This window comes from Aliivibrio sp. 1S175, assembly GCF_001690985.1.
GTDB lineage: Bacteria > Pseudomonadota > Gammaproteobacteria > Enterobacterales > Vibrionaceae > Aliivibrio.
Window position 1 is genome coordinate 42990 of sequence record NZ_MAJS01000010.1, and the last position, 17540, is coordinate 60529.

The 17540-nt window shown below is 39.7% G+C and carries 16 protein-coding genes; 7 read left to right on the top strand and 9 right to left on the bottom strand.

All coding sequences use genetic code 11. From position 1 onward, the window contains the following. Position 1: 1 nt before the first annotated feature. The 8 genes from yacG to nadC all read right to left on the bottom strand — a co-directional run bounded on the left by yacG (position 2) and on the right by nadC (position 7171). Complete coding sequence (yacG, locus tag A6E06_RS05150; RefSeq protein ID WP_065591358.1) at positions 2-211, bottom strand: DNA gyrase inhibitor YacG; 210 nt, start codon at positions 209-211, stop codon at positions 2-4. Between the two features lie 7 nt (positions 212-218). Beyond that, positions 219-965 carry a cell division protein ZapD gene (gene zapD / locus A6E06_RS05155; RefSeq protein ID WP_065591357.1) on the bottom strand — a complete coding sequence of 249 codons (747 nt, stop codon included), beginning with the start codon at positions 963-965 and terminating at the stop codon, positions 219-221. 22 nt (positions 966-987) lie between these two features. Then, the gene (gene coaE, locus A6E06_RS05160) at positions 988-1593 is read right to left on the bottom strand and encodes a dephospho-CoA kinase (RefSeq protein ID WP_065591356.1); all 606 of its coding nucleotides are present in this window, start codon (positions 1591-1593) and stop codon (positions 988-990) included. Further along, positions 1590-2477 (bottom strand): A24 family peptidase, encoded by an 888-nt coding sequence (locus A6E06_RS05165; RefSeq protein WP_065591393.1) that lies wholly within the window; start codon positions 2475-2477, stop codon positions 1590-1592. Before A6E06_RS05165 ends, coaE begins: the two co-directional genes overlap by 4 nt. Positions 2478-2581: 104 nt before the next feature. Beyond that, entirely contained in the window at positions 2582-3820 is a 1239-nt protein-coding gene (locus A6E06_RS05170; RefSeq protein ID WP_065591355.1) for a type II secretion system F family protein, read from the bottom strand. A gap of 21 nt (positions 3821-3841) precedes the next feature. Next, positions 3842-5533 (bottom strand): type IV-A pilus assembly ATPase PilB, encoded by a 1692-nt coding sequence (gene pilB, locus A6E06_RS05175; RefSeq protein ID WP_065591354.1) that lies wholly within the window; start codon positions 5531-5533, stop codon positions 3842-3844. Between the two features lie 3 nt (positions 5534-5536). Further along, positions 5537-5935 carry a pilin gene (locus tag A6E06_RS05180; protein WP_061037447.1) on the bottom strand — a complete coding sequence of 133 codons (399 nt, stop codon included), beginning with the start codon at positions 5933-5935 and terminating at the stop codon, positions 5537-5539. Positions 5936-6283: 348 nt separating this feature from the next. Continuing rightward, positions 6284-7171: a carboxylating nicotinate-nucleotide diphosphorylase gene (gene nadC, locus A6E06_RS05185; RefSeq protein ID WP_065591353.1), complete on the bottom strand. Its 888-nt coding sequence runs from the start codon at positions 7169-7171 to the stop codon at positions 6284-6286. A gap of 124 nt (positions 7172-7295) precedes the next feature. On the opposite strand from nadC, the gene ampD reads away from it, so the two are divergent. From ampD to lpdA, 5 genes are all read left to right on the top strand, one after another. After that, positions 7296-7847, top strand: a complete 552-nt coding sequence (gene ampD, locus A6E06_RS05190) for a 1,6-anhydro-N-acetylmuramyl-L-alanine amidase AmpD (RefSeq protein ID WP_065591352.1) — start codon at positions 7296-7298, stop codon at positions 7845-7847. Positions 7848-8135: 288 nt separating this feature from the next. Continuing rightward, a complete protein-coding gene (gene pdhR, locus A6E06_RS05195) occupies positions 8136-8906 on the top strand; it encodes a pyruvate dehydrogenase complex transcriptional repressor PdhR (RefSeq protein WP_065591351.1) in 771 nt (256 codons plus the stop codon). 55 nt (positions 8907-8961) lie between these two features. After that, complete coding sequence (gene aceE, locus A6E06_RS05200) at positions 8962-11625, top strand: pyruvate dehydrogenase (acetyl-transferring), homodimeric type (RefSeq protein WP_065591350.1); 2664 nt, start codon at positions 8962-8964, stop codon at positions 11623-11625. 11 nt (positions 11626-11636) lie between these two features. Next, positions 11637-13514, top strand: a complete 1878-nt coding sequence (gene aceF, locus A6E06_RS05205; protein ID WP_065591349.1) for a pyruvate dehydrogenase complex dihydrolipoyllysine-residue acetyltransferase — start codon at positions 11637-11639, stop codon at positions 13512-13514. A gap of 270 nt (positions 13515-13784) precedes the next feature. Then, positions 13785-15215, top strand: coding sequence for a dihydrolipoyl dehydrogenase (gene lpdA, locus A6E06_RS05210; RefSeq protein WP_065591348.1), 1431 nt, complete (start codon positions 13785-13787; stop codon positions 15213-15215). 86 nt (positions 15216-15301) lie between these two features. Here lpdA and A6E06_RS05215 read toward each other — a convergent pair whose 3' ends face one another. Next, complete coding sequence (locus A6E06_RS05215; protein ID WP_065591347.1) at positions 15302-15907, bottom strand: TetR/AcrR family transcriptional regulator; 606 nt, start codon at positions 15905-15907, stop codon at positions 15302-15304. A gap of 328 nt (positions 15908-16235) precedes the next feature. On the opposite strand from A6E06_RS05215, the gene hpt reads away from it, so the two are divergent. Further along, positions 16236-16763, top strand: a complete 528-nt coding sequence (hpt, locus tag A6E06_RS05220) for a hypoxanthine phosphoribosyltransferase (RefSeq protein WP_065591346.1) — start codon at positions 16236-16238, stop codon at positions 16761-16763. 479 nt (positions 16764-17242) lie between these two features. Continuing rightward, positions 17243-17494, top strand: a complete 252-nt coding sequence (locus A6E06_RS05225; protein ID WP_065591345.1) for a DUF1127 domain-containing protein — start codon at positions 17243-17245, stop codon at positions 17492-17494. Positions 17495-17540 lie beyond the last annotated feature (46 nt).

A 17540-nucleotide genomic window follows, 5' to 3' on the forward strand; every position in this document is an offset into this window, starting at 1 on the left:
ATTAGTATTGATCTTCAGACCAACCATCGGAATCTGACATGTCAGGGGCGCCAGGAATTGATTTTTCTTCATCTGCCCATTCGCCGAAATCTATCATTTGGCACTTTTTACTGCAAAATGGACGAAATTGACTTTCTTGATTCCATATTACTTCCGATTGGCAAGTTGGGCATTTAACGATGGTAGGCTTAGTATTATTTAATTCGGGCATATTTTCCTCAGCAGACAGCAAGCCTAAACTCAATGTCTTTTTCATAATTCTTATTGGTTTCGAAAGATATAAAGCGTAACGCAAAACGATTTTTATGCCCAGAGATCATTGGATAAACCCCGTTATCTACGGGGATTTCTAACCGGAGTAAATTGGAGTTCTCCATTTCACTTTGCATAAACCCATTACGTGCAATTTTTGGCTCAAAGCGTGCCGTTTCTCTTGTTAGCCTCAACCATAATGACAGTGCATCAGACAGCGAAAGTAGCTGTGACATCCAATGGTGAGTATTCCGACAGCGAGTTTCTAAAGGAAGGTGTAACCAGTGATGTAATGCAGGGAGATCAAAACAACAGTCGCCACCAGGGATAAAAAATCTCTGTTTTAAAGCGGATAAAAAACGGTCTTCTTTTAAAGAATGACCAGGGCGAGTGGTTTGCATTAAATTTTTATGAACTAGACTGATTTGATCTAAGACAGAAAGCAAAGCTGATTGGTCAACCCCTTCAATATTCATCCAAGAGCGGTACTGTAAACGAAGTTTTTCTAAATCTTTACCTAAATCAGCTTTAACTTGAATTTGCTCTAAAATATCAAGCATATTAAAAAGTGAGCTAAAGAATATTTGGTATTCAAAAGGTTGAGTTAGATCGGCTGAATGACCAAGCTTACGAAATAAAGATTCAATTCGTAAGTAAATTCGAGTCCTTTCATTTAAAGGATGTTCAAACTTTTGCATACTCAATCCATTCATAGTCGTTATTGATTCTCTTCATTTATCCATTATTGGACAATAGCAGATATTTATTATGTAGCAGAGATATTTCATTGTCTAAGTCACGAATATTGTGATCATTCTTAATAATGTCATCAGCAATGGCTAATCGTTCTGCTCGTGAAGCTTGTGAAGCTAGAATTGCCTTTACTTGTTCCTGATTTACTCTATCACGACTAACGGTTCGATTAATTTGAGTTTGCTCTAAAACATCAACAACAAGGACTCGATTTGCCAAATACTGTAGCTGATTTTCAACTAATAGCGGGACAATAAGTAATACGTAATCAGAGGTTGCTAACGAGAGTTGTCGTTGCATCTCTTCTCTAATTAAAGGATGAAGTACATCATTAGTCCATTTTTTTTCATGAGGATTTGAAAAAATACGTTGCCGTAGTTCGGTTCTATTTAGCTGTCCATTGTCTAATAAAATAGACTTTCCGAAATGATCGATGATTTGGTTTAACCCTACACTATTAGGCTCTACAACTTCACGGGCTATGATATCAGCGTCAACGAGGTCAATATTATGATTTTTATGAAAGGCATCGGCAACGGTGGTTTTTCCACTGCCAATACCTCCAGTGATAGCAATAACATAACTCATACTGGGAATCCTAAAATTGAAGTAAAGTACCAATGGCTGATTTCATTACCCCATAAAAGGCATATCCACCCTGCAATAGCGAGATAAGGCCCAAATGGGATCGCTTTATCAAATCCATTTTTTTGAGCTCGAAGCATTGCTATACCAATAATGGCCCCGACAACTGAAGATAATAAAACAAGCAAAGGAAGTTGTTGCCAACCCAACCAAGCACCAAGAGCGGCTAATAATTTGAAGTCACCATATCCCATGCCTTCTTTACCAGTGATAAGCTTAAAACCCCAGTAGATAGACCATAAGATAAGATAGCCTGCCATTGCCCCAATAACAGAATCAACTAAAGTGACAGAACTCCACCCAACTAACGCAAGGTATATACCCGTCCATAATAATGGGAGAGTAATTTGGTCAGGAAGCAGCATGGTATCAATATCAATAAAGGTAAGAGCAATCAGTACTAGAGTAAATAAAACCGCCGCGATAGCAAAATAAGAAAAAGGCAGGAAATAAGAAACGGTGAAACACATGGCACCCGATAATAGTTCAATTGCAGGGTATCTAAAGCTAATTGGATTACTACATTGACGACATTTCCCTTTTAATAAGATCCAGCTTATAACAGGGATGTTGTCGTAAAATTTAATTTGAGTATTGCATTTTGGACAGCGAGAACGTGGAACACTTAAGTTAAACGTTTCTTCTTTCTCTGGTGTCGGTGTTTTTGGTGCTAAATCAGGGAAACAGTCAATGCATTCTTTTTTCCATTCTTTTTCCATCATTATCGGTAAGCGATAAATAACGACATTAAGAAAGCTACCAACTAGCAAACCAAATAGAGTGGCAAAGAGTGGAAAAAGCCAAGGATAGTAATCAAAAACAGCCATGTAAGTGCATCCGATATCATTATAATTTAATACATTGATTTTATCAGAGTTCATCTAAAGGAAGTAGATAAGAGCAAGTATTTCCTAATGAAATAGAGTTAAGCCTATCCAATAACATTCATTAAGTTGAAAATAGGGAGATACATAGAGACTACAAGACCACCAATCATGACCCCTAAAAATAGAATAATAAAGGGTTCAAGAATTTTACCTAAATTATCGACGGTATTATCAACGTCATCTTCATAGACAAAAGCAATTTTATTAAGCATGTCATCTAATTGACCAGATTCTTCACCAATCATGACCATTTGTAATACCATCTCAGGGAAGGCTTGAGTGTGTCGCATAGCTAAATAAAGGGGCATGCCGGCCGCTGTATTTTGTTGTACAGATAGTATTGCTTCTTGGTAATAAAGATTACCAGCCGTTTTACTCGTGGTTTGTAAACTATGCAAAATAGGTAGCCCTGAACTAAAACTGGTGGCAAGCGTGCGGCTAAATTTAGCAATGGCGGCTTTAGAAAGTACCGATCCAATAATTGGTATCTGTAAGCTACGTCTATTAAGCATAAAACGGAATTGATAAGATTTTTGTTTTAGTAACTGTAGGGATAACGTAGTTAGTATTAACGTTAATAAAATCAAAAAACCGTAGTTTTGTAAAAAATGAGAAGCATTGACGACTTGCTGAGTAAACCAAGGAAGTTCAGCCCCAAATCCGTTAAAAATAGCTTCAAATTCAGGGATAACAAACATAAGCATTAAAACGGTAACCGCAATAGCGATTAAAAAAACCATCGTTGGGTAAATCATCGCTTTGACGACTTTTGCTCGTAATGCTTCACTTTTTTCTCTGTATTCTGCTAAGCGAGAAAATGCGTGGGATAAACTGCCTGTTTCTTCCCCTGTTGCCACTAAATCAATATAAAAAGAATCAAAGAGTGAGCAACTGGTAGAGAGTGCTTTTGAAAGTTGAGTTCCAGCCTCAATAGATAAACATACTTGCTTAAGTATGGACTTCATTTCGGCTTTAATATTGTTTTCAGCGATGAGTTGTAATGATTGCACTATGGGTACACCGGCACCAAGCATAGTGGCTAATTGACGCGTAAAAAGGGTGATGTCTTTTCGTTTAACGGCATGCTTCATCTTTTCAAAGCTAGAAATCTTGCGCTTTTTAATTTTCTTTATTTGAATGCTTTGTTCATTAAGTTTTGCTCTGACTTCAATCTCACTAAGGGCAAGGAGTTTTCCTGATACTTTTTTTCCTGTGCTATTAATCCCGCGCCATTGAAAATTGTGTAGGCTAAGCGTTTTTATTTTAGTTTTTGATTTTAGCATGAGGAGTCACTTACTTAAGAATTAGAAATAAAGAACCCGAGTGAGTTCTTGTAAGCTTGTCGTGCCATCTTCAAGACGTTTAATGCCAGAGGTGGCGAGATTGTCCATACCTTGTTTAATCGCAAGTTGTTCTATTTGTCTAACTGTCGCTCCTTTTAAAACAGCAACAGACAGTTCACGAGTAAAAGGCATCACTTCATAAATACCAATACGGCCCGAGTAACCATGAGTACATTCATTGCAGCCTTCAAGCCGAGCCTTAAAAATCGGGTTTAATAAATCGATTCCGTATTGTTCTCTTGTTTCAACGCTAAGGTCATCTATTTCTTTACAATGAGGACAAAGTCTTCTCGCTAACCGTTGAGCAATAATTAAGCTAAGGGAAGAGGCAAGGTTAAAGTTTTCGATCCCCATGTTACCTAAGCGAACTACGGTTTCTGCTGCTGAGTTAGTATGGAGGGTTGAAAGCACTAAGTGTCCCGTTTGTGCCGCTTTTACCGCGATTTCTGCGGTTTCGAGATCTCGTATTTCTCCAACCATCACAATATCAGGATCTTGTCGTAAAAAAGAACGCAGGGCATGGGCGAAAGTAAATCCGATTTTAGGGGCGACTTGTACTTGGTTTACCCCATTGAGGTTTATTTCTACTGGATCCTCAGCGGTGGATATATTCTTTTCGGTGGTATTTAAAATATTTAGTCCGGAATAGAGAGACACTGTTTTGCCACTGCCTGTAGGGCCTGTCATTAAAATCATCCCTTGTGGGCGTTTTAAGGCATTAAGGTAAAGTTCTTTTTGTTTGTCGCTGTAGCCTAATTTATCAATATCTAAGCTGGCCGCGCTACTGTCTAATAAACGCAGAACAATTTTTTCTCCCCATAGAGTCGGAAGAGAGGAGACGCGCATATCTATTGATATTTCACTGTTCAGTTTTAGCTTAATTCGTCCATCTTGTGGTAAACGTCGCTCTGCGATATCAAGTTTAGCCATGATTTTTAAGCGGGCAGATAAGCGACGGCTTAAATGAGAAGACGGTGAACTGTTTTCGACTAAGATCCCATCGCAACGAAAACGGACTCGATAGGTTTCTTCATAAGGTTCAAAATGAATATCTGAGACGCCTTTTCGGACTGCCTCTAATAAAATTTGGTTAATAAAGCGGGTAACAGGCGCATCATCTTGGCTGAGGTCTTCGGTTGATGTCATTTCATCCAGCGATACGTCAACCAATAAAGCGAGTTCATCTTGAGTGATGTCTTTTCGATGTGATGAATCAGACGTTGAAATTGTACGCCCATAAAGACGACGTACTGCCGCTTCTAATTGACCTTGATCAGCTAAAACGAGTGTGATCTGTTTTCCTGTAGTGAAGCGGAAATCATCTTCAATCTGTGCGATGCTTGGATCGCTGACAGCGAGTTGAATATTGCAACCATCGTTAGAAATAGGCAGCGCTTGATGTTTGGTGATGAGATCGCGCAATCCCAACTTCTGGCAACAATCGGCATAGTCATATTGGGTGATATTAATAACATCCAACCCAAATATTTGAGCCAAATGGCTGACGAGTTCGTCAGGGCTAAAAATATGCTCAGCCAAAAGCGCAGAAGGCACGGTGTGTGCCCCTGATTGTACGTGTTCGATAATGGTACTCTCTTGCGCCGAACTGATGAGTTCAGCTTGACGCAAGATTGAGGCTAGGTTGGTGTGCATTTATTATGAACAGCCTGTTATCTTAATATCAGTATTTTCTGAATTTACACATGTCCAAATTCCATCATCAGTCCTTGATAACGTTACATTACTACCGTTACCTGCCCCTTTAGTAATACTTGCTTTGATTGTTCCTGAAGCATCACTCGCAGTAGAATCAAGTTCAATTGTTCCGATATTAAATGCAGCAGAAGTTCCTGAAGGAAAATTTCCAGTTGTTGCTATGACATCTTCTACATTAGTTTTTAAAGCACTTGCTGATGCTAAAGCTGCACCTAAAGCCCCTTTTTTCACATAATTCTGATATTGAGGTATCGCAATCGCTGACAATACACCAATTACCGCAACTACAATCATTAATTCAATTAAAGTAAAGCCTTTCTGTCCTTGACGTTGTTTCATTTTTCTCTCCAAGATGAATCAGGTTGATTCATGTTTTATTTGATATGTAAAATAATAAATCGAATAAAATAAGAGTGTTGAGAGAAAAAGGTAAGGTTCGAGTGGGTCAGCACTTTCATTATGTTGGTTATGAAACAAGTAAAATGAAATATGATAAAACTCGCAATATGGCGTTTGTAAATTGATGCTAGATCGCAATTCTCACTTTAGAAACAAGCGGTTAAATGATATGTATCATAATAGATATCTGTGGTGCAATTCAAAGACTACGGGTGTTGTTTATGTTCAGGTTTAAACAAAAAGAGCCAGCCATATGGCTAGCTCTTGGTAGAACGAGGTAAGAATGCTTTACTTAAAACGCATTGATAGGTCCATTGCTTTAAGATGTTTAGTTAATGCACCTACAGAGATGTAATCAACCCCCGTTTCTGCAAACTCTGCAATCGTATCTAAAGTCACATTACCAGAATTTTCTAATGCCGCACGGCCGGCGTTTAATTTAACTGCTTCACGCATCATGTCGGTAGTGAAGTTATCTAACATAATGATATCAGCACCTGCATCAATCGCTTGTTGCAGCTCTTCTAAGCTTTCTGTTTCTACTTCAACGGGTTTATTTGGGTTTAGTTTTTTCGCTGTAGAAATGGCTTTTTCAATACCACCACAGGCGATGATGTGATTTTCTTTAATTAAATACGCGTCAAACACACCAATACGGTGATTGAAACCACCACCACACGCGACGGCGTATTTTAGCGCGCTACGTAAACCAGGGATTGTTTTACGAGTATCAAGTAAGCGGCATTGTGTATGTGCAATTTTTTCAGCATACGTTGCTGTGATGGTAGAACAACCAGATAACGTTTGAATAAAGTTCATCGCATTGCGCTCACCCGTTAACAACGTGCGAGCAGGGCCAGTTAAGGTACAAAGTGTTTGGTTTGGCTCTACTTTGTCTCCATCTTCTACGTGCCATTCGATAGAAACGGTGCCACCGAGTTGTTTAAAGACTTCATTGGCCCACATTTTTCCACAAAACACCCCATGTTCACGCGTGATGATAGTTGCAACAGATTGAGTTTCTTCTGCGATTAAGCTTGCGGTAATGTCCGTACTTACATCGAGAGTTCCACCTAAATCTTCACGTAACGTATCTGAAACGGCACGAGTAATTTCGGTCGGAAGCTGTTGTTTTAAATATTCAAGACGAGAGGCGCTGTCATGGGTTTTGATCATGGTGAGGTCCATTGAATTATTTGAAATAGGGTTATGGCCACAATAATACTCGCGCTAGAGCAGAATTTCATCATAAGATATACGTAAGTTGCCCAAGTTACTTTAATTCATAGAGGAATAGACGATGAAATTCACTTTATCAACAGAACATTGGCTTAATGAAGCAAAGCACGTGGTGTCGCCATTTTATGATGATCGTCCTGATGATAAAGATATTTCCTTACTTGTGGTGCATAACATCAGTTTACCGCCGGGGCAATTTGGTGGCCCTTATATTGAACAGTTATTTACGGGCACATTAAATCCTGATGAACATCCATTCTTTAAGGTGGTCCACCAATTTCGAGTATCTGCTCATTGCTTAATTCGACGCGATGGCTCAGTTGTGCAGTTTGTTCCTTTCAATGCAAGAGCTTGGCATGCTGGTGCATCATCATTTGCAGGGCGTGAACGATGTAACGATTACAGCATTGGTATTGAGTTGGAAGGGACTGATTTTACAGCTTATACTCAAAAACAATATGATAGCTTGTCTGCTGTAACAAACGTGCTACAAGACGCGTACCCATTGATAGTCGATGAACGAATTACAGGGCATCAATATATAGCCCCCCTAAGAAAGACAGATCCGGGGTTGTCATTTCATTGGGAAAAGTACCATAAGTTAAGGAAATAGAAGAGGTTAGCTTTAAATGGTAAGTTCTTTTATTTCGTGTTTCCTCTCGTTCTTATTTAAAATTAAGGCACAATTGGTCAGACCAATTGTGCCTTTTGTGTTTTCGTATTGTTAATTAACAATGTAAATCAACTCTGTTCTATGATTCAAATCAACTTTTATCTAGACAAATTCCCTTTTTTAATGATAAATTGCACCTCAAATAAAATTGGTAATACCAATTATTTAAAGTGACTAATGACTCACGGTAATGTGAGAAGTAATCAACTTAAATTAGGTTGAGCTACGATGACATATCAAAGGATACGTCAGCCAAAGCTGTCCGATGTAATCGAGCAAGAGCTTGAACGGCTGATTTTAGAAGGAACCCTTTCTCCTGGGCAACAATTACCAGCAGAAAGAGAGTTAGCAAAACAGTTTGATGTTTCTCGCCCTTCGGTACGGGAAGCCATACAGCGTTTAGAGGCAAAGCACTTATTAACTCGCCGCCAAGGTGGTGGAACGTTTGTTAATAAAGGTTTGTGGCAAAGTTTTTCAGAGCCGTTGTTAGATTTACTAGCAACTCACCCTGAAACGCAGTTTGATTTACTTGAATCACGCCATGCGTTAGAAGGCATATCGGCCTATTACGCCGCCTTACGTGGTAATGAAGAAGATTTTAAACGGATTAAAGAGTCACATAAATTAATCCAACAAGCGCAACAAGATGGTGATTTACAAGCAGAAGCGTCTGCGGTTATGCACTGTCTTATTACGGTCACGGAATCTGCTCATAATGTGGTATTACTTCACATGGTGAGAAGCCTAGAACCCTTGCTTGAACAAAATGTATTACAAAACTTTACCTTATTAAACCGTCGTGAAGCGGTGGTTGAAAAGGTGAGAGCACATAGAGCAGAAATAGTAGAAGCGATAGTGTCAGGAAAGCCTGAAGAGGCTCGTTTGGCATCTCATTCTCATCTTGCTTATATTGAAGAAACATTGTTGGAATTGACAAAAGAAGAGAGCCGCCGAGAGTGCTCACTTCGTCGAATTCAACAAAGTAATGATATGAATTAACCTGATTCATTTCATTGTTACCCTATTTGAACCAACAAATAAAAGGATAGCTCGCATGTCTGACATGAAGCATGACGTTGATGCACTAGAAACTCAAGATTGGTTAGAAGCTCTTGAGTCAGTTGTACGTGAAGAGGGTGTTGAACGCGCCCAGTATCTATTAGAGCAAGTTCTTGATAAAGCTCGTTTAGATGGTGTTGATATGGCTACAGGTATCAATACTAACTACATCAATACCATCCCAGCTACGCAAGAACCTGCGTACCCAGGTGATGTTACTCTTGAGCGTCGTATCCGTTCAATTATTCGTTGGAACGCTATCATGATCGTTCTACGTGCTTCTAAGAAAGATTTGGATCTAGGTGGCCACATGGCATCTTACCAATCTGCAGCAGCATTCTACGAAGTCTGTTTCAACCATTTCTTCCGTGCTCCAAATGAGACGGATGGTGGTGACTTAGTTTATTACCAAGGTCATATCTCTCCAGGTATCTACTCTCGTGCTTTCGTTGAAGGTCGTTTAACAGAAGAGCAACTAGATAACTTCCGTCAAGAAGTTGATGGTAAAGGTATTCCTTCTTACCCACACCCTAAACTGATGCCTGAATTCTGGCAGTTCCCAACTGTATCTATGGGTCTTGGTCCTATTTCTGCTATCTATCAAGCGCGCTTCCTTAAGTACCTTGAAGGCCGTGGCATGAAAGAGACTGGCGCTCAGCGTGTATACGCTTTCCTAGGTGATGGTGAGATGGATGAGCCAGAATCACGCGGTGCGATCTCTTTCGCTGCTCGTGAAAAACTGGACAACCTATGTTTCCTAATTAACTGTAACCTACAGCGTCTAGACGGCCCTGTTATGGGTAACGGTAGCATCATTCAAGAACTAGAAGGTCTATTTAAAGGCGCTGGCTGGAATGTTGTTAAAGTTATTTGGGGCAGCAACTGGGATTCACTACTTGCTAAAGACACGACTGGTAAACTTCTTCAGTTAATGAATGAAACTATCGACGGTGATTACCAAACATTCAAATCTAAAGATGGCGCTTACGTACGTGAGAACTTCTTTGGTAAATACCCAGAGACTGCAGCACTTGTTGCTGATATGACTGATGACGAAATCTTCGCTCTTAAGCGTGGTGGTCATGACTCATCTAAACTGTTCGCTGCATTCAACAATGCAAAAGAAACTGGTGGTAAGCCAACAGTTATCCTAGCTAAAACCGTTAAAGGTTACGGCATGGGCGATGCAGCTGAAGGTAAGAACATTGCACACGGTGTTAAGAAAATGGACATGACTCATGTTCAACACCTGCGTGATCGCTTAGGCCTAGAAGACATTCTTTCAGATGAGAAGATCAAAACGCTTCCTTATCTTACATTGGAAGAAGGTTCTGCTGAGTACAACTACTTACACGCTCGTCGTAATGCACTACACGGTTACACACCTAAGCGTCTGCCTAAGTTCACTCAAGAATTTAAAGTCCCAGAACTAGATGCATTCTCTCCTCTATTAGGTGAGCAGAAGCGTGATATTTCTACCACAATGGCTTACGTGCGTATTCTTAATATCTTATTAAAAGATAAGAATATCGGTAAGAACATCGTACCTATCATCTGTGATGAAGCGCGTACGTTTGGTATGGAAGGTCTGTTCCGTCAAGTTGGTATCTACAACCCACACGGTCAAGATTATACACCTGAAGATAAGGGCATTGTTTCTTACTATAAAGAAGCTAAGTCAGGTCAAGTTCTTCAGGAAGGTATCAACGAACTAGGTTCAATGGCGTCTTGGGTTGCTGCTGCAACATCATACAGCACCAACGATCTACCAATGATCCCATTCTACATTTACTACTCAATGTTCGGTTTCCAACGTATTGGTGACATGGCATGGTTAGCGGGTGACCAACAAGCTCGTGGTTTCCTATTAGGAGCTACTGCTGGTCGTACAACGCTAAACGGTGAAGGTCTACAACACGAAGATGGTCACTCTCACATCATGGCAAACACAGTTCCTAACTGTATTTCTTATGATCCAACGTTTGCTTACGAGCTGGCGGTAATCATGCAAGACGGTATTAACCGTATGTATGGTGAGAACCAAGAGAACATTTATTATTACCTAACAGTAATGAATGAAAACTACGCAATGCCAGCAATGCCAGAAGGCGCTGAAGAAGGCATCCGTAAAGGTATCTACAAGCTTGAGTCTTACGCTGGTGAGAAAGCTAAAGTTCAGTTAATGAGCTCTGGTACTATCATGAACGAAGCACGTAAAGCAGCTCAAATTTTGAGTGAAGAGTACGGCGTAGCATCTGATGTTTTCGCAGTGACTTCTTTCAATGAGTTAACTCGTGACGGCCAAGCGGTAGAGCGTGACAACATGCTTCACCCAGAAGCGGAAACAAAAGTACCTTACATTACTACAGTTCTTGGTAACGAACCTGCAATCGCAGTAACGGACTACATGAAGAACTACGCTGAGCAAGTACGTGCATTCGTTCCTGCTGAGTCTTATAAAGTTCTGGGTACTGATGGCTTTGGTCGTTCAGACAGCCGTGAGAACTTACGTCGTCACTTCGAAGTTAACGCAGGCTACGTTGTAGTTGCTGCTCTAGCTGAACTTGTGAAACGTGGTGATATTGAGAAATCTGTAGTTGCAGAAGCAATTGCTAAATTCAATATTGATACTGAAAAAACTAACCCGCTATACGCATAAGGTAGAAAACAATGACAATCGAAATTAATGTACCTGACATCGGTGCAGATGAGGTTGAAGTAACTGAGATTCTAGTTAAGGTCGGTGACCGAGTTGAAGAAGAGCAGTCACTGATCACTGTTGAAGGCGACAAAGCTTCAATGGAAGTTCCTGCGTCTCAAGCGGGTATCGTTAAAGAAATTAAAATTTCTGAAGGCGATTCAGTAACAACGGGTTCTCTAATTATGATCTTTGAAGCAGAGGGCGCTGCGGCACCTGCTGCTCCAGTAGTTGAGGCGGCTCCAGTAGCTGCTCCTGCTGCGGCATCTGTTGCTGAGCTTAAAGAAGTTCACGTTCCAGATATCGGCGGTGATGAAGTTGAAGTAACTGAAATCATGGTAGCGGTTGGCGATACAGTAGAAGAAGAGCAATCTCTTTTAACTGTTGAAGGCGACAAAGCTTCAATGGAAGTTCCTGCACCATTCGCTGGTACAGTTAAAGAAATCAAAATCGCTTCTGGTGATTCAGTGTCAACTGGCTCTTTAGTGATGATCTTTGAAGTTGCAGGCTCTGCTCCAGCAGCGGCTCCTCAAGCGGCAGCAGCACCAGTTGCAGCGGCTCCAGCAGTCTCTGCTGAGAAAGAAGTAAACGTTCCAGATATCGGCGGTGATGAAGTTGAAGTAACTGAAATCATGGTTGCTGTTGGCGATACAGTAGAAGAAGAGCAATCTCTAATTACTGTTGAAGGCGACAAAGCCTCAATGGAAGTTCCTGCTCCTTTTGCTGGTACTATCAAAGAGATTAAGATTGCAGCTGGCGATAAAGTATCAACTGGCTCTCTAATCATGACATTTGTTGTTGAAGGCGCGGCACCAGTTGCTGCACAAGCGACAGCAGCACCAGTTGCACAAGCAGCTCCTGCACCAGTTGCAGCGGCTTCTGCTCCAGCAGCTACAGGTGAATTTGAAGCAAACAACGAATACGCACACGCGTCTCCAGTTGTTCGCCGTCTTGCTCGTGAGTTTGGTGTAAATCTTGCTAAAGTTAAAGGTACTGGCCGTAAAGACCGTATCCTAAAAGAAGACGTTCAAAGCTTTGTTAAAGATGCACTTAAGCGTCTTGAATCTGGTGCAGCGGCATCAGGAAAAGGTGGTGACGGTTCTGCTCTTGGTTTACTTCCATGGCCAAAAATTGATTTCAGCAAATTTGGTGAAACAGAAGTTAAGAAACTTTCTAAGATTAAGAAAATTTCTGGTGCTAACCTGCACCGTAACTGGGTAATGATCCCGCACGTTACACAGTGGGATAACGCTGATATCACAGAGCTAGAAGCATTCCGTAAAGAACAGAATGCAATCGAAGCGAAAAATGATACTGGTATGAAGATCACGCCACTTGTGTTCATCATGAAAGCCGTTGCGAAAGCACTTGAAGCATTCCCATCGTTTAACTCTTCTTTATCTGATGATGGCGAAAGCATCATCCTTAAGAAGTACGTAAACGTAGGTATCGCCGTTGATACGCCAAACGGTCTTGTTGTTCCTGTCTTTAAAGACGTGAACAAAAAAGGCATTTACGAGCTATCTGAAGAGCTAATGGCTATTTCTAAGAAAGCACGTGCTGGTAAATTAATGGCTTCTGATATGCAAGGTGGTTGTTTCACAATCTCAAGCCTTGGCGGTATCGGTGGTACAGCATTTACACCAATCGTAAATGCACCAGAAGTAGGTATCCTAGGGGTATCTAAATCTGAAATTAAACCAGTTTGGAATGGCAAAGAGTTCGCTCCACGCCTACAGCTTCCTCTGTCTCTATCTTACGATCACCGTGTGATTGATGGTGCAGAAGGCGCTCGTTTCATTACTTTCCTAAACAGTGCATTATCAGACATTCGTCGCTTAGTACTGTAATTAGCGGTAATTGAAATAAACAATAAGGTGGCAAATAAGCCACCTTATTGCTTCATAAACTGAAGGTTAACTTCAGTTTTTAGAATTAAATACAATTTGCAGATCTTAATACTTTTCATAGGAAGTGTATTAACCTGAATTGTTGTCTAGCTCACAGGCTAACCCCATCTTGCTTTCACACTGTTAACATATATGTAAAATAAACACAGTCTGAAAACACTATTAGAACATCGGTCAGCCTGTTAGGGAAATGACTATAACGAGGTCAAAATGAGCAAAGAAATTAAAGCACAAGTTGTCGTACTTGGCGCCGGCCCTGCTGGTTACTCTGCCGCATTCCGTTGTGCAGATTTAGGTTTAGAAACAGTTATCGTTGAACGTTACAACACACTTGGTGGTGTATGTTTGAATGTGGGTTGTATCCCATCAAAAGCCTTGCTTCACGTAGCTAAAGTTATCGAAGAAGCAAAAGCGATGGCCGCTCACGGCATCGTATTTGGTGAGCCTCAAACTGACATTGATAAGATCCGTTTGTGGAAAGAAAAAGTAGTAACACAACTGACTGGCGGTCTTGGCGGTATGGCTAAGATGCGTAAAGTAACGGTAGTTAATGGCTTTGGTAAATTTACCGGTGCTAACACGATTGAAGTGACTGCTGAAGATGGTAATACAACAATCAATTTTGATAATGCGATTGTTGCTGCTGGTTCTCGTCCAATTAAACTGCCATTCATCCCACATGAAGATCCTCGTATTTGGGATTCAACGGATGCACTTGAGTTAAAAGAAGTACCTAAGAAACTGCTTATTATGGGTGGTGGTATTATCGGTCTAGAAATGGGTACGGTTTACCATGCTCTGGGTTCTCAAGTTGATGTTGTTGAGATGTTTGACCAGGTTATTCCTGCGGCAGATAAAGATATCGTTAAAGTTTACACTAAACGTATCAAAGACAAATTCAATCTAATGCTTGAAACGAAAGTGACAGCAGTAGAAGCAAAAGAAGATGGCATCTACGTTTCAATGGAAGGCAAAAAAGCACCAGCAGAAGCTGAGCGTTATGATGCTGTTCTTGTTGCTATCGGCCGTGTTCCTAATGGTGCTTTATTAGACGCTGAAAAAGCAGGCGTTGCTGTTGATGAGCGTGGTTTCATCAATGTAGATAAGCAAATGCGTACTAACGTACCTCATATTCACGCTATTGGTGATATCGTAGGTCAACCTATGCTTGCTCACAAAGGCGTGCATGAAGGTCATGTTGCTGCTGAAGTTATTTCTGGTAAGAAGCACTACTTCGATCCTAAAGTGATCCCTTCAATTGCTTATACTGAGCCAGAAGTCGCTTGGGTTGGTAAAACAGAGAAAGAAGCAAAAGCTGAAGGCATCAACTATGAAGCTGCAAGCTTCCCTTGGGCTGCATCAGGTCGTGCAATCGCTTCAGATTGTGCTGATGGTCTTACTAAGCTTCTTTTTGATAAAGACACTAACCGCGTCATTGGTGGTGCTATTGTTGGTACTAATGCGGGTGAGCTTCTTGGTGAAATTGGCCTTGCAATCGAAATGGGTTGTGATGCGGAAGATATCGCACTAACTATCCATGCTCACCCAACATTGCATGAATCAATTGGTATGGCTGCTGAAATCTATGAAGGTTCTATTACTGACCTTCCAAATGCAAAAGCAGTGAAAAGAAAGAAATAATTTCTTTTAAATCATTAGAGTTTATATCTAAAAAAACCGCTGAGTAATCAGCGGTTTTTTATTAGCTATTTCTTTAATTCTGAATATTATTTATAAATACACAGCATATTTAAGAAGCAATTAGCCGTATCTTCAAGATCTTCTGCAGTATTATTGCGATTTGCTTGAATAAACACGGAATAACAGATGCCATGAAGCATTTTTGTTAAATTCTCAGGCGTATGATCATTGCATACTTCGTTTCGCTCAATACCTTCAGAAAACATAGTGTGAATAACTTTTTGATTATTTACATGTGTGCTTAAGAAAAGAGGCCATACTTCTTCACGAGTAGAGGTACTCCATTCAAACCACACTTTAATCCACTTATTGTCTGAATGAACAGTATCAATAATGTTCATTAAAAGAGCATGAAGATTTGAACGAACATCAAGTTCAAGAGAGATAGAATCTTTAACGAATTGATGAAATTGTTCTTCTACTTTATTTAATACATCATCAACAAGATCTTCTCTTGTTGGGAAATAATTAAATACCGTTGCTACTGATACTTGTGCAATTTCTGCCACATCAGCATGGCCGCCACGGCCAATACCACGTTGTGAAAATACTTCAATTGCGATATCCAGCAATTGTTCTTTACGCTTTTCTGGAGATAGCCTTGTTCTAGGCCTTTTTTGGATCGTATCCATTTTATTATATCCTTGCCAACAAATTATTATTTTATATGGGGTTTTATTATTATTATGCTCAATAACTTTACATAAGGCTGTTTATATATTCAACAAGTATTCACCTTATCAATTAAAAATATGACGGGCTTAAAGTTTATTTATAAAAAATTGCAATGGTTTACCGTATAAATCGTTTTTATTTGAATTGATTTTATAAAATCAGGCAGTTAATCCTAAAGTGGTATAAAAAACTTTTGTAATTCGACACATGTCATTCGTGGTTTTGTTGTAAACTATAGAGGTCTAAATCCTACCGAGGGTAGGTTCAACGAATAAGTGAGATGGTATGAAACATACAGTAGAAGTGATGATCTCTGAACAAGAGGTAAGTCAGCGAGTTAAGGAATTAGGCCAACAAATATCTGAGCATTATAAAGCATCAGAAGGCCTAGTAATGGTTGGTTTATTACGTGGTTCATTTGTATTTATGGCCGACTTAGCTCGTGCTATTGAAGCGCCTATGACGGTTGATTTCATGACTGCATCAAGCTATGGCAATAGCATGGAAAGCACTCGTGATGTTCGCATCTTAAAAGATCTTGATGATGATATTAAAGGAAAAGATGTTTTATTAGTTGAGGATATTATTGATACAGGTAATACCTTGAGTAAAGTATGCGAGATCTTATCTATTCGTGAGCCAAACTCGATTGCTATTTGTACTTTACTTGATAAACCTTCTCGTCGTGAAGTTGATGTTAAAGTGGATTGGATAGGCTTTTCTATTCCGGATGAATTTGTTGTTGGTGTCGGTATCGACTACGCACAGAAATACCGTAATTTACCTTATATTGGTAAAGTGGTACCTCAATAATAAATATATAAGCAAATTATTAAAGGTGGAAGATACATCAGTATTTTCCGCTTTTTTATTATCTATAGAACGGCTGATTATAATATATAGTTAAAAATAGGGCTGTTTGGATATATACAAAATATTTACTAAGTAAATAGCCAAGTTAATTCAATACATCAGTGTGTTTATTTTGTTTTATTTTTGTTGATGATTTGTGCTTTATTATTGATCGCTAACGGTTACAATTTAATCGTAAATCAAATTTACAACTTACCCATTTATAGAATTAATTTTAAGTTTTAGGAGGTCAACATGACAGTTATTCATTCATACAAAATATGTTGCACCACCACTTTATCGTTTACGCCTGTTAACGATCTAACTTTATAATTAATTCGTAACCTTCTTGGCTGCGAGTATTGCGGCTATCTAAGAAGGTGCATTCCTATCTTGATTATTTAGTCGCGCTATTTCTAGCCATATTTTGGAGAAATATTATGCGTCATTCATTATATCTACGTTTAGCTACTTTATTAATTAAAGCCGATTTTTCACGAGAAGAGCGTGAGTGGAAACGAAGTGTTCGCAAAGCTCAGTATGAAATCCCATGGGGAAATGAGTATCTTTTAAAAGATATAGGATTGCATCTTGATGGCCGAACTATTAATGATCTTGAAGTTCCTGCTATTAAAACTGAACGTCAAATCCGTCATCTTCGCCGACTCATACGCTTGAGAATAGCAACGTAATAAAAAGCCAGAGGAAAAGTAAAATTTCTCTGGCTAACTTTCTTGA